The following is a 12757-nucleotide window of genomic DNA, read 5'->3' as shown; positions in this document are numbered from 1 at the left end:
ACCTCCGGTCGGTCACCCCACTGGCGGGACGGGGTGTCTTCTCTCGTGACGAGGTGTCTCCAGGTGCCGGGTCAGTTCAGCGTCGCGAGGAAGTCCGTGCAGGCACGCGCGCACGCACGGCAGGCCGCCGCCGAGTCCTCCGCTCCGGGCTGGCGGTCGAAGACATGTGCGGCCTCCAGGCACACGGACCGGCACCACTCCACCTGGATCCGGATGCTGTTCTCGTCCACCTGGTTCTGCTCGGACAGCACACGGCAGGTCGCGTCGCAGACCTCCGCGCACATGATGCCCTTGCGTCGTACGAGTTCCTGGTTCTCGGTGCCGTCGGGATCCACGAGGCTCGCACGCAGGGCGCACGCCCGGGCGCACTCGGTGCACGCCTGCGCGCATGCGAAGCGGTCCTCCAGGAACCGGAACAGCTCCTGCTGGGATGTCGTCGAAGTCACACCGCTCGGGTAGCCCGGGTCACCGCCGGTCAAACCCAGGGTTCCGCACCGCTCGCGGCCTGGTCCTCGCGGCCCGGGTGAGCCGGGTTCGCGGTGCGGACCAGGGGTACTCGCGTGCCATGAATACCGCATGGATGGAGATGGCCGCGGGCCGCGGCGCCCTCGGCATCGGGCTGGGTGTGGCGGGTGTGGTGGTCGTGGCCCTCCTGCTGGGGGCCTTCGTCCTCGGCTTTCGCACCAAGCGCAAGGAGCCGCCCGCACCGCGCCCGGAGGAGCAGCCGCGGCTGCCCGACGGGGGCCCGGTCCGCGAGACGAGTGAGCACCGTGAGCCCCAGGAGGTGCCGAGAAGCGAGGAGCGTCTGACGCCCCACGAACTGAAGGCGCACGGCAATCACAGCGGCCGGACGAGCCCGTCCCAGGAACGCCCCCGCTGGAACGAGGGCAGCAGCGGCTCGTTCGGCAGCGGCGGCTCCGGCGGCCGCTGACCCCCGCTCACGCGGCCCGTCCCCAGCCTCGCGTCGTGCGCAAGCACGCCCCTACACGTCGCACACAGGGAAGTGAGAACCATGACAGATCCCGCCCGCAGCACCCTGCCGCTGCCCGACTACGACCAGCTGCCGCTCGGTGGTCTGGAGAGCCGTGTGCGGTCGCTGTCCGCGGACGAGGTCGAGGAGTTGCTGGCGTACGAGCGGTCGCACGCCGACCGGCTGCCGGTGACCGAGCTGCTGGGCGCCCGGCTCGACCAGTTGCGCGCGGGCGCGGAGCCGACGTCCGGCGACCCGGGCGCCCTGCGGCCGGAGACGGGCAAGGGCAGCCGGGGAGGCTCTCCCGTGTCGCCCGCGACCTCGCCCGAGCCGTTCAGCGCGCCGCCGCACGGCACGCCCGACCAGCGGGGCAAGCCGAAGGGCGACCGCAGGTAGGACGCACCGCCACCCCGGCGGAATCCCCGCCGTACCGACAGAAGGGCCCGTGCCGACGCACGGGCCCTTTCCCGTCCGGCGCACGGGAAAGGGAGTGAGTTGGATCATAGGTCTGGGGTGCAGCGAGAGGCGGGGGCCGGCGTCTGCTGCCGGGGGTCGCGCATCAGACGTGACAGGTCCCGCCAGCCGGCCAGGACGTCAGGGAGACCCTGTACCGGGACATGCGAGGCTCGACTCCGCGGCCGGGCGGCATACTGATCTTGCACTGCGCGAAGACACTGCGCGAAGACCGGGCCGGACCACCGGAGAGGGGATGACGGGACGTGACCACCGAGGGAGCGAGCGGGTGGGGGACGCCCGACGAGCCGGACGGCGCTCCCCCACTCCCGGACGAGGTGTGGCTGAGGTTCCTCACGGACAGCGAGTCCGCCCTACGGGCCTCGGCGCCGAGGGAGCCCTCCGCCAGGGAGCGGGCGGCGGGGCGGCAGCTCCAGCCCCCGCACGCCGTCGGTGACCTGTGGCAGCCGGAGGATCTGTGGGTCCGCGTGGCCTGGCGGGATCTGGACCGGCGTGGCAAGGTCCGGCGTGTGGGGCGGGTCGTCGCCACCGCTGCCGCCGTCGCCGTGGCCCTCGGGGCCTGTTCCCTGCTGTCCACCGGCACGGGCCCGGACAGCAGGCCCGGGCAAGGCACCGTCCGCCAGGTCGAGGAAGCGACCGCGCCTCTGCCCACGGCCACTCCCTTCCCGTCCGGCTCGCCCTTCCCCGAGGCGCCCAGGTAGCCCACGCGGGACGGGGACGGTCCCGCCCAGCCGCCCCGGATGAGCTCACAGACCTGAGGGGTCCTTTCACCATGCCCGCCCGGGTCGCACGGCCTGGCGCCCTGCGACGCACGGCACCGAACCCCGCGGCCCGATCGGACGCTCGTGATGAAGGGACCCCTGGGGCCTGCACACCGACCAGGCCGGCATCCCGCCGTCCCGCCCGTCCCGCTGCCCGCGCTCGTCCTGACGGCCGTCACCACGAGGAACGGCGGCCCGGCGCACGGTCCGACGGCCACCAAGGCACCGGCCAGGTACACCATCGGCCTCCCGCCGAGGCATCCGGACAGCGCGGACAGCGGCCCCTCAGCCCGTCTTCCACCCCCGCCGCGTGTCGATCCGCTCCCACTCCGCCTCCCACTGCGCCATGCGCCGGCGGTCCAGCGCCAGGCGGGTCAGCCGCGCAGCTCCCAGGACCGCCCCGCCCGCGAAGGCCCCTGCCAGCGCGCCGCCCATGGCGGTGTGGAGCCAGGCCTCACCCTCGGTCACCGGTGGGGTCGTGATGTCCCCGCCGCGGTTCACCCACACCTGGACCGTGCTCCCCGCGGGGGTCCTGGGCGGTACCCGTGCCTCATCCTTGTGAGTCGAGCCGTCCGGAGCGGTCCACCGCACCTCGCCCCACACCCGGTGGTCACTCGCCGCGCGGGCCGGTGACGGGCCGGGCGCGTCCTTGACCAGTACCGCGGGGACCTCGCGGCTCTCGGCCCGCTGGCGTTCGACGGCCCGCTCGACCGCACCCGCCGCCAGCAGCCCGGCGATGAGCCCCCCGAGCAGGGCGAGCCCCCAGCCGGCGAGCACGACCCAGGCCTCGACGACGTCGACGCGCCGCTTGAGCGCGTTGTGTCGCCACCGCCACCATCGCACGGTCGTACGCTCTGACGCTTTCATCGGCCGACACCCCCTCATGAGCACCGGCAGCACCCTTCCAGTGTGCTCCCTTCACGGCCGGACGGCGCTGTCAGCCGGCGGTCGTCACCGGCCACCGCCTCCAGGGCCGGTCGTCCACGCCCGTGCGGACATCGGACACCCCTGTCGCCGCGGTGGCCCGAGGAGAGGTCTTCCGGCGCGTCACGGCATCGTGCTCTGGGCGCTGATCAGCTCGGTGACCGCACGCAGCCCGCCGTGCGCGAGGGCGGCGCGCTGCCGGTCCGCGCCGGTGCCCTCCTGCAGGAGGCGGTGGACCAGGGACGTGACCTGACGGCTGTCGCCGGACGTGTCGAGGGCGGGAGCGACGTGCCGCAGGAACTCGTAGAGCACGTCGCCGGCGCGGTGCGGTGCGCCGTCGGGGTCGATCAGGGTGGCGCCGAGGCCGTGCCGGGCGGCGTGCCACATCGAGGCCTGCAGGAGCTCCGGGGCGCAGTAGGGCGTGGGCGCGTCGGCGGCGGTCTCGGCCAGGGCGGTCTCCACCATGGCCCGGATGACGGCGGCGAGCATGACCGCCTCGTCCGCGCGCAGTTGGACGTCGAGGCACCGCACCTCGATGGTGGGATAGTTCGCCGACAGGCGGGCCTGCCAGTAGAGCTGACCGGTGTCGGAGATCAGACCGGCCTCCAGCAGCCGCTCCACGCGGCGGTCGTAGTCCGCGGCGTCGCGGAAGTGCGGGGGCATACCGCTGACCGGCCAGCGACTGAAGATCACCGTGCGCCAGCTTGCGAAGCCCGTGTCGTGGCCGTCCCACAGCGGTGAGTTCGCGGCCATGGCGGTCAGCGTCGGCAGCCGGACCCGGATCCGGTTCAGGACCTGCACGCCCGCCTCGCGGTCTGGCACCGCGACGTGCACGTGCGTGCCGTTGACCAGCTGCTCCGCCACCAGCTGCGGCGCCTGCGTGACCATGGCGCGGTAGCGGGCCTGGTCGGTGACGGCGATGGGACGGCCGTGCCGCACCGGCGGTGTCCCGCACACCCCGATCCGGCAGCCGTGCTCCTCGGCGGCCCCTCCGACGGCGTGCCGCAGCCGCAGGAGATGGCCTCCGACCTCCTCCAGGGTGCCGCACACGGGGGTGGCCACCTCGACCTGCGCCTGGAGCAGCTCGTACTGCACCTCCTGGTCGGCCACCAGACGTCCCACGCCCGCCGCGGCGCGCACCTTGTCCGCCTGGGGCACCGGCAGACCCGTGACCGGGTCGAGCAGCAGGTACTCCTCTTCCACGCCGATCGTCGTCATCGACCACCCTCTGTTCCGCCCGGGGGCCGGGCCGGATCCCGGTGCGCCGGGCCGGCGCACCTCACGCAGCGAGTGGCACGCGCGTGTGCTACCCGAGTGCCGCGACCGCTCGCGGACAAACCATGACACAGACGCAGAAACCGCTTGCACCGAAAAGGGTACGCGGGCTCGCCCTGTCGCCGAGCCGTCCCTCGACCGCGATCATGAAGGTTCTCGCCGGGCCGGCCCGGACGCGTCGGCCCCGCCTCCGTCACCGCCACCGTCACGCGCCGTCGTGCGCCAACGGCGTTCACCCCGCCGCCCGGTCGAATGGATCATTCCGCCGTTCGGCTCAGGGGCACGCCGCATCGGGCGAGGGCGACGAACCGGAAGAGCTAGGTTCCTCCCGGTCGGATGACCCGTCACGCATCGCTGCTGCCGATAGAGGACTGATGGCGACACACACTGAACCGGTTGCGCCGGTACCCGCGGTGGAGCGCCGCGGCAGAGGGAAGGTGGTCGTCTCCTGGATGACGACCACCGATCACAAGAAGATCGGGCACCTGTACCTGATCACGTCGTTCGGGTTCTTCCTGATCGCCGGGGCACTGGCGATGGCCATCCGGGCGGAGCTGGCCCGGCCGGGCCTGCAGATGCTGTCCGGCGAGCAGTACAACCAGGCGTTCACCATGCACGGCACGATCATGCTGCTGCTGTTCGCGACGCCCACGTTCGCCGGCTTCGCCAACGCCGTCATGCCACTGCAGATCGGCTCACCCGACGTGGCCTTCCCGCGGCTGAACATGCTCTCGTACTGGCTGTTCCTGTTCGGCGGCCTGATCGTGCTCGCCAGTCTCCTCACCCCGCAGGGGGCGGCCGACTTCGGCTGGACCGCGTACACCCCGCTCAGCGGTGGTGAACGCACCCCGCAGATCGGCGGAGACCTGTGGATCATGGGGCTGGCGCTGTCCGGCTTCGGTACGATCCTCGGCTCGGTCAACTTCATCACCACCATCATCTGCATGCGCGCACCCGGCATGACCATGTTCCGGATGCCGATCTTCACCTGGAACGTGCTGCTCACCTCGGTGCTGGTGCTCCTGGCCTTCCCCGTCCTGGCCGCCGCGCTGCTCGTACTGGAGGCAGACCGGCGCTTCGGCGCCCAGGTGTTCGCCGCGGAGAACGGGGGCGCCGTCCTGTGGCAGCACCTGTTCTGGTTCTTCGGCCACCCCGAGGTCTACATCCTGGCGCTGCCGTTCTTCGGCGTGATCACCGAGATCATCCCCGTCTTCGCCCGTAAGCCGATCTTCGGGTACACGGGGCTGATCGGCGCCACCATCTCCATCGCCGGGCTGTCGGTGACAGTGTGGGCACACCACATGTTCGCGACCGGCGCGGTGCTGCTGCCGTTCTTCTCCTTCATGACGTATCTGATCGCGGTGCCGACGGGTGTGAAGTTCTTCAACTGGATCGGCACCATGTGGAGAGGCTCGCTGTCGTTCGAACCACCCATGCTGTGGGCGGCCGGGTTCCTGGTCACCTTCCTCTTCGGCGGCCTGACCGGCGTCGTCCTGGGCTCTCCGCCGCTCGACTGGCACGTCACCGACAGCTACTTCGTGGTCGCCCACTTCCACTACGTGCTGTTCGGCACCATCGTGTTCGCGATGTTCGGCGGGTTCAGCTTCTGGTGGCCGAAGATGACCGGCACGATGCTCGACGACCGCCTGGAGAAGATCCACTTCTGGACGCTGTTCATCGGCTTCCACATGACGTTCCTGGTGCAGCACTGGCTCGGGGCGGAGGGCATGCCCCGCAGGTACGCCGACTATCTCGCCGCCGACGGTTTCACCGCGCTCAACACCGTCTCCACGATCGGCGCCTTCCTCCTCGGCCTGTCCACGCTGCCCTTCCTCTACAACGTGTGGCGGACCGCCCAGAAGGGCGAGAAGGTCGAGGTCGACGACCCCTGGGGATACGGCCGGTCGCTGGAATGGGCCACTTCCTGCCCGCCGCCCCGCCACAACTTCGTCACCCTGCCGAAGATCCGCTCCGAGTCGCCCGCCTTCGACCTGCGCCACCCGTACGTGGCGAGCCTGGACCAGGCGGAGAACACCGGACGGCGCGATGTCACGGAGGCCGAGGGGCACAAGGGCGAACGGCCATGACACACCGCGGACATGAGGCGTCGGCCGGCGAACAGGGCAGCGCTCTGGCCCACGAGGCCGAGGGCTACCTCCTCGCTCGGACCCACCGCGACCAGGCCCGGCGGGAGGCCGAGGAGCTCTGCGCCCGGATGCCGTGGCTGACCACGGCCCAAGCGGAGGAACTCACCGGCCACTACGTCCGCCAGCGCCTCGGCACCACCCGCCGACTGCTGCTCGGCACGGTCCAGCGGGCCGCCGAGCTGCGGCAGGAGTACGAGGACCGCTACGCCCGTCTCCGGCGCGACCTGCTCAGACGCCACGCGGCCGGGGCCTGCGCCGTCCTCGCCTGTGCCGCCGGGGTGAGCGCACTGACCTGTGTGCTCACCCGCTGACGGCCCCGGTCACCGGCCGTGGGCGTTTTCACGGGGCAGGAGCCCGGCACCGGCGTGGCGGCCGGGGCGAAACGGGCGTGGCGCTGCCCGGGGCTGGGGCCGTTCCGGGCGGCCGGGCCCCGGATGCCGATGGACGAGCAGCGGAGCGGACGCCGTCCCTGAGCCCGGGATCGGGATCGGCGCCGATCAGCCCGTAGGGACGCGCAGGGCCAGGACAGCGACATCGTCGTCGTTGCCGTAGGGGCGGACACGGCGCAGGAGCTGGTCGGTGAACGAGGCCAGGGGGCGGTGGGCCAGAGCGGCGGCGTGCTGGCGCAGCCGGTTCAGTCCCGCGTCGAGGGTGTCGCCGGGCGCTTCGATGAGGCCGTCGGTGTACAGCACCAGGGTCGATCCGGGCGCAAGCAGCGCGGTGGCGTCGGGGCGCAGGGTGCCCGTCTGGGTGCCCAGGAGGATGCCGTGTCCGTCGGTGAGGTAGCTCGCCAGGCCGTCCCTGCTGATCAGCAGCGGCGGCGGGTGGCCGGCGTTGGTCCAGAACAGCCGCCAGTGACCGTCCTCGGCCTTCTCGATCCGGGCGAAGATCATGGTGGCCATGTCGACGTCGGTGATGTGCTGGATCGCCTCGTCGAGGCGCTCGACGATCCGGCTCGGGGGTTCGTGCTGCGACCAGGCGTAGGCGCGGAGCATGTTGCGGACCTGCGCCATGCCGGCCGCCGCCTCCAGGTCGTGGCCCACGACGTCGCCCACGGCCAGGGCGGTGGAGGCGTCGGCCAGGGGGAAGGCGTCGTACCAGTCGCCGCCGACCTGGGAGGCGTCGGGTGCGGGCAGGTAGCGGACCGTCATCTCCAGGCCGGGCACGCCCGGCATCTGGGGCAGCAGATGGTTCTGCATGGTCTCGGCCACCATGCGCTGACGCTGGTAGAGGCGGGCGTTGTCCAGCGCCAGTCCGGCCCGGCGTGCGATGTCCTCGATCAGGGGGAGGTCCACGGAGGTGAAGGCCGCCGGGTTCTCGTCGCGGCCCAGGGTGAGGGCTCCCAGGACCGCGCGGGTGCTGCGGATGGGGGCGATGGCCGCGGAGTGCATCCCCGTGGCCTCGAACAGACGGCGCTGCTCGACCGCTGTCCCGGAGTCCGGTGGCCCCTGGTAGGTCTGCGGGCCCGCCAGAGTTGAGGCGACGCCGCGCAGCGCTCGGGACAGGGGCATCGGCGACTCCTGGGAGATCGGCGGCATCGGCCCCTGCAGATCTTCGTGGTGCACGAGGGTGTCACCGCTGGCGTGGACCACGACGGTGCGCCACACCTCGTCGCGTTCGGTGATCAGGTCGACGATCGCCCAGTCCGCGAGCCGGGGCACGACCAGGGCCACCAGCCGCCGCAGCGCCTCGTCGACGTCGAGGGTGGAGGTCAGCTGGGCGGTGGTCTCGGCCAGCAGGGCCAGCCGGTGCAATTCCGACAGCGGCTGGGCCGACGGCTCCGGCTGCGGGCCGACGTCCTGCGGATGTTCGGGGGTGTGGAAGACGACGAGCGTGCCCATCTGCAGGTCGCCGATGGCGTACGGGGTGATCAGCCAGGAGATGCGCAGCAGCGAACCGTCGGCACACGCGAAGTAGTCCTCGTCGGCCTGGGCCGTGCGTCCGGCGTGGAACGCCTGCCGCATGCCGCACTGGGTGCGCGGCAGCGGCTGCCCCTGCGGGCCGCGGTGCAGCAGGTCGTGCGCGTCGTGGCCGAGGAGTTCCCGGGCGGTCCGGCCCACCAGGTGCTCGGCGCGGGCGTTGACGGCGAGGATGCAGCCCTGCTCGTCGACGACGTAGGCGCCGGCGCCGATGGCTTCCAGCACGCCGGTCATGACCGCGGAAACCGCCGGCAAGGGCCCCCCGCGAACGGTCTCCGTACCCTCCGGCCCCACCATCGCGGCCTCCTTGCTGATCGCGCCGGCACCCGGTCCACCGGCATGGTGCTTGGCTTGCCTTCCCCGTATGCCCAAGCGCGAGGGAAATCCACGTCACCCGGCGGCCCGGCTCCGCGGCCACCGGAGTGCCCGCGCCGGGCTGCTCCCCGGCCCTCGGACTCCCGGCCCTCGGGGGTGCGGCGCTCAGGGGTGCGGCGCTCAGGGGTGCGGCCCTCGCCCTCGGCGTACTGCCGGTGTGTGGCTCGGGCGGGGCCGGCCAGGGCGAAGTTGACCGACGTGGCTGGTGAGGTTGGCCCAGCCGGTCTGGTCGAAGAAGCTCCGTTCGACGCCGTCGGCCGTGAGAGAACGGCTCCCGGCTGGGATCGCCGCGGTGGGAGCGGCGGGCGTAATGAGGACGTCGTACTGACCGTCGGCGAAGAACCGGTGCCACGTCTGCTGGAGCCGGAGGCGCTCCTCGCTGGCGCGGAGCCAGGAGCGGTGTGTCTGCGTGCGGTGGCGGAGGATGGCGGCCTGTGTGCTCGCGTCGTCCGTGTGCAGGTCACGGGCGGCGGCGAGTTCGGCCGCGTCGGCGGCATCGTCGGTGGCGGCCTGCTCGAAGAGGCGGCGGGATTCGGCGAAGCCGACCGACCCCGCAGTGCGGTGGACACTGGCGCCGGCGGAGGCGAGTGTCCCTTCGAGGGAGGCGACAGCATCGGCGATGTTGCGGTCGACGGGGCAGCTCGCGTCGTCGGCCCACGCCGCCACACGGAGCTGGCCGATCGGGCGCTGCGCTGTGGGCAGCGTGACGCTCCAGGGGTTGTTCCCGTCGGGTGACGGTGTCGTCAGTGCGGCGAGGAGCAGGTCGAGGTCGCGGGGGTGGCGGGCCAGGAGGCCGGGGTGACCATGTCGCTGCTGGTGATCCATCCCGGCGGGCGGGGATGTGGCTGCGGGCAGCTCCTGTCCATGAAGCCCTCGGGCCCGGTGACGGGCTTCGCTGGCCTCGCGGACGGCGGCATCGAGGTACTGGCGGGTCACGAACCGGCCGTCCCGGATCTCGACGGCTCGGCGGTAGAGCCGGATCGAGATGCGACGGAAGCGGCGCCGCTGGGCCGGGTCGACCCTGTCGATCGGCAACGATGATCTCTGTCGCCCTGTTCAGGCTCCAGGCTTGAGCCGAGCGCTCCCCATGGCCGGGCAGGTCGACGGCGACTACCGGGAATTCGTCCCGGAGTGCAGCAAGCTGCACGCTCCACTGCCCCGCGCTGAAGCGCGTCCCGTGAACGAAGACTATGGGCACTGCATCCGCTGCCGTCATCACTTCCCCCAGGGGGTACCGTCCAGCCGACTTTACCGGCGCGGTCTCCCTCGCGATCAAGGGAGATGCTGGAAGTGTCCTACCAGGCAACTGTGGTGCTTAGTCAAGCGAGTTCATCGGTGGACCGTCGTCGGTAGTGGCTGCGTCGGGCTGTCGCCTGGTGGTGTCTGCGCCAGGGGGACCAGTGCGGACTCGCCTACTGGGAGGACACAGCCGCCTCCGGCGGCCGGATCACCGACATGTCCGCCTTCGACTCGATGTGGAACACCATCACTGCCCCAGTACGGCTCCGACAGCCTGGTCCACTTCGAGCCGATGAACGAACCCCACAGTTACAGCGCGTGGTTCTGTAACGGCGACAACGCTGTCGGCGCGGCAGTCCAATTCACCCTCAGCGACGACGCCTCCGCCACCGGCACCGGCTGTCACAACCGGCTAGGTGGCACGCTGCCGCTGGTTGTGCTGACGAATGGCGTGATGTCGACTGTCGTGGTGAGCAGTAGTTCTGCGGTGTCGATCGCTGCGACCGAACCGCGCTGCTTGGCCAGTCGCTCGGCGTGGGGGGCCAGCCGGACGTCCGGGCCTTGACGGACCGGGGTGACGTCGAGGTGGAGGGTCACCTCGTCCTGTCCGCGGAATCCGGCGAGGTCGATCGTCCACGGCTCGCCGCACCAGAACAGGTCGTCGAACGGTTCCGCGTCGGGCCGGCTGATCTGTGCGACGTCGCCGACCAGGGTGACACGGAGCACCGCCCGTTCGGCATCGTAGGGAATGGACCGTATGGTCAGCTGGTACCGGCTGCCGTGCTCGCGGATCTCGGCCCGGGTGGGGGCACTTGCGCGGCCGTTGAACGACCGAGGAACACCTCGCCTACCGGAAGCGCCCCGGACCAGGGTGACCTCCACGGGCGACGCCGGGTACTCCACGGAAATGGTGTGCCGGCGCCAGCTCCTCGTGCTCGTGTCGAAGACCTCGACCGTTCCCGCCGTTTCGGCCAGTGCCAGCGGGGCGCCGTCCCTGGTCACGATCTCGGCGTCGCTGAGTACGAGGTGGCGGCGCCCGAAGAGGGTCGGCGTCCAGGCCCGTAACGCCTGGTCGGGATCGAGCACGAGCACGTGGAACCGTCCGGCTGTTGGTGCGGTGAAGGTGACGGCCGCGCCGCCCGGCTCGACGGTCACCACCAGCTGCCCGTCGGCACGCTCAGCGTGCGCCGTGCTCTGGTAGCTGCCCGGGACACACACCTGGGCCGGCAGGCCCGGGTGAGCGTGCATGACCAGGATCGGGGTGCCGTCATCGGCCGTCAGCTCGGTGAGCACGTTGGCTGTGGCCCAGCGGATCCGCAACCCGCCTACGGACAACCCGACCGGAAGGCACCACAACGCACCGGGCGGCACATCGACGGGCTGCGGCGGGAAGACGACCGGTGCACCGTCATCCAGCCGGATCGCGAATCGCACACCGGGCACGGTGGCGAGGGGCTCGACTGCCTGGTGGTTGCTGACGAAGACGAAGCCCTCCGTGCCGTCGCTGCGCAGGCACCAGCGCAGTCGCCGGTCGTCCCGGTTCGCCGGGCTGGCGGCGTCTTCGGGGAAAGTCGTCACCATGCCCGCCAGCCGTGAGCCGAAGGCCTCGAGGAAGCTGTGCTGCTGCGCGAGGCGGCGGAAGCTCTCCCGCACCCGCAGATCGCGACCGACAGGGGCGCCGAAGTCGTAGTTGAATCTGGGCAGGTCGTTCGGGTAGCCGGTGGCATGCGATTCCTGCAGCCCGTCGGCGGTGTCCGGATTCGTTCCGCCGACATACATGTAGTAGCCCTGCCACACCGAACCGCTGCCGAGCTTGACGTGCGCGACCGCGGCGATGTCGAGAGCGGATGGGACGGGCCGGCGGTGGTAGGCAACGGCCATGCCGCCGCCGAGCTCACAGGTGGCCGGTGGCAGGTCGGAGTGCTTCTGCCCGGCCTTGCCGGTCCAGTTGGCGTCGGCGAGATCCTTGCCCACTCCCGGATCGTCCCACTGGTCGGTGAAGAAGAAGTGGGTGCGGAACGAGTCGTCCCATCCCTCGTGGGCGTCCACCCAGAACCCTTCGGAGTAGCCGGAGTACACCGGGAAGACCTCGGGGATCGGCAGTTGCGCATTGCCCCAGCCGGTGGCTGTCCACAGCGGTGGGTTGATGCCCGCGGCCTGTGCCATCGCCTTGAGGGTGCGGATGTGCCGGGGATTGTCGTACAACTCGTTCTCGATCTGGACCGCTATGACCGGCCCTGCGGGCGCGCACAGCGGACCGAGCTCGCGGCCGAGGTGGCCGAAGTACCGCTCGACATCGGCCAGATATCCGGCGGAGTCGGTTCGCCTCGCTTCATGCTTGGCAACGAGCCAGTCCGGGTGGCCGCCGTGGCGAACCTCTCCGTGGCACCACGGTCCGATTCGGACGATCACCGGGAGCCTCTCGGCGGCGCACAGCCGGAGGAACGCACCGAGGTCACGATCGCCGGTGAAGTCGGGGTCGGAGTCCGGCAGGGGCTGATGGTGATTCCAGAAGACGTACGTCGAGACAAGGTTCACTCCGCCGGCCCGGAGCAGTTCGAGAGCCAGCCGTCGGCGCTCACGGTTCAGCCGGCTGAAATGGATCTCGCCGCTGATGGGAAACCAGCGGCGGCCGTCGCGCAGCAGCGATCGGTTGGTCACGACCAACCCGGA

The 12757-nt window shown here is 71.3% G+C and carries 11 protein-coding genes and 1 pseudogene; 5 read left to right on the top strand and 7 right to left on the bottom strand.

Annotated features, from left to right (window positions below; translation table 11 throughout):
- Positions 1 to 71: 71 nt before the first annotated feature.
- Positions 72 to 446 (bottom strand): four-helix bundle copper-binding protein, encoded by a 375-nt coding sequence (locus ACZ5TL_RS16080; protein ID WP_468590306.1) that lies wholly within the window; start codon positions 444 to 446, stop codon positions 72 to 74.
- A 119-nt stretch (positions 447 to 565) separates the two neighbouring features.
- On the opposite strand from ACZ5TL_RS16080, the gene ACZ5TL_RS16075 reads away from it, so the two are divergent.
- The 3 genes from ACZ5TL_RS16075 to ACZ5TL_RS16065 all read left to right on the top strand — a co-directional run bounded on the left by ACZ5TL_RS16075 (position 566) and on the right by ACZ5TL_RS16065 (position 2145).
- Entirely contained in the window at positions 566 to 931 is a 366-nt protein-coding gene (locus ACZ5TL_RS16075; protein ID WP_468590304.1) for a DUF6479 family protein, read from the top strand.
- Positions 932 to 1012: 81 nt separating this feature from the next.
- The gene (locus tag ACZ5TL_RS16070; protein WP_468590303.1) at positions 1013 to 1366 is read left to right on the top strand and encodes a DUF8129 domain-containing protein; all 354 of its coding nucleotides are present in this window, start codon (positions 1013 to 1015) and stop codon (positions 1364 to 1366) included.
- Positions 1367 to 1689: 323 nt separating this feature from the next.
- Positions 1690 to 2145, top strand: a complete 456-nt coding sequence (locus ACZ5TL_RS16065; protein WP_468590301.1) for a hypothetical protein — start codon at positions 1690 to 1692, stop codon at positions 2143 to 2145.
- Positions 2146 to 2490: 345 nt separating this feature from the next.
- Here the strand turns inward: ACZ5TL_RS16065 and ACZ5TL_RS16060 are convergent, their stop codons facing one another.
- Positions 2491 to 3072: an Rv1733c family protein gene (locus tag ACZ5TL_RS16060; RefSeq protein WP_468590300.1), complete on the bottom strand. Its 582-nt coding sequence runs from the start codon at positions 3070 to 3072 to the stop codon at positions 2491 to 2493.
- A gap of 180 nt (positions 3073 to 3252) precedes the next feature.
- On the bottom strand, positions 3253 to 4347 hold the full coding sequence (locus tag ACZ5TL_RS16055; protein ID WP_468590298.1) for a carboxylate-amine ligase: 1095 nt from the start codon (positions 4345 to 4347) through the stop codon (positions 3253 to 3255).
- A gap of 431 nt (positions 4348 to 4778) precedes the next feature.
- Here ACZ5TL_RS16055 and ctaD point away from each other — a divergent pair, with 431 nt between their 5' ends.
- Both ctaD and ACZ5TL_RS16045 read left to right on the top strand, forming a co-directional pair.
- On the top strand, positions 4779 to 6491 hold the full coding sequence (ctaD, locus tag ACZ5TL_RS16050) for an aa3-type cytochrome oxidase subunit I (protein WP_468590296.1): 1713 nt from the start codon (positions 4779 to 4781) through the stop codon (positions 6489 to 6491).
- Positions 6488 to 6862, top strand: coding sequence for a hypothetical protein (locus ACZ5TL_RS16045; RefSeq protein ID WP_468590295.1), 375 nt, complete (start codon positions 6488 to 6490; stop codon positions 6860 to 6862). Before ctaD ends, ACZ5TL_RS16045 begins: the two co-directional genes overlap by 4 nt.
- A gap of 186 nt (positions 6863 to 7048) precedes the next feature.
- Here ACZ5TL_RS16045 and ACZ5TL_RS16040 read toward each other — a convergent pair whose 3' ends face one another.
- The 4 genes and pseudogenes from ACZ5TL_RS16040 to ACZ5TL_RS16025 all read right to left on the bottom strand — a co-directional run bounded on the left by ACZ5TL_RS16040 (position 7049) and on the right by ACZ5TL_RS16025 (position 12745).
- Entirely contained in the window at positions 7049 to 8767 is a 1719-nt protein-coding gene (locus ACZ5TL_RS16040) for a SpoIIE family protein phosphatase (RefSeq protein WP_468590293.1), read from the bottom strand.
- Between the two features lie 198 nt (positions 8768 to 8965).
- Entirely contained in the window at positions 8966 to 9880 is a 915-nt protein-coding gene (locus ACZ5TL_RS16035; RefSeq protein WP_468590291.1) for an amidase family protein, read from the bottom strand.
- A 49-nt stretch (positions 9881 to 9929) separates the two neighbouring features.
- Positions 9930 to 10061, bottom strand: a pseudogene (locus ACZ5TL_RS16030) (alpha/beta fold hydrolase); the annotation flags it as partial.
- A 425-nt stretch (positions 10062 to 10486) separates the two neighbouring features.
- Entirely contained in the window at positions 10487 to 12745 is a 2259-nt protein-coding gene (locus ACZ5TL_RS16025) for a beta-galactosidase (RefSeq protein ID WP_468590290.1), read from the bottom strand.
- Positions 12746 to 12757: the final 12 nt, after the last annotated feature.

The sequence above is a fragment of the Streptomyces sp. NPDC033136 genome (assembly GCF_055578235.1).
The sequence above is the reverse complement of the archived record's forward strand: the minus strand, read 5'-3'. Positions and strand labels throughout refer to the sequence as shown.

Bases quoted from the DNA above. Each gene is read 5' to 3' on its own strand.
- ACZ5TL_RS16075 (WP_468590304.1), top strand. From the start codon at position 566: ATGAATACCGCATGGATGGAGATGGCCGCGGGCCGCGGCGCCCTCGGC.
- ACZ5TL_RS16070 (WP_468590303.1), top strand. From the start codon at position 1,013: ATGACAGATCCCGCCCGCAGCACCCTGCCGCTGCCCGACTACGACCAG.
- ACZ5TL_RS16060 (WP_468590300.1), bottom strand. From the start codon at position 3,072: ATGAAAGCGTCAGAGCGTACGACCGTGCGATGGTGGCGGTGGCGACAC.
- ACZ5TL_RS16055 (WP_468590298.1), bottom strand. From the start codon at position 4,347: ATGACGACGATCGGCGTGGAAGAGGAGTACCTGCTGCTCGACCCGGTC.
- ctaD (WP_468590296.1), top strand. From the start codon at position 4,779: ATGGCGACACACACTGAACCGGTTGCGCCGGTACCCGCGGTGGAGCGC.
- ACZ5TL_RS16045 (WP_468590295.1), top strand. From the start codon at position 6,488: ATGACACACCGCGGACATGAGGCGTCGGCCGGCGAACAGGGCAGCGCT.
- ACZ5TL_RS16040 (WP_468590293.1), bottom strand. From the start codon at position 8,767: ATGGTGGGGCCGGAGGGTACGGAGACCGTTCGCGGGGGGCCCTTGCCG.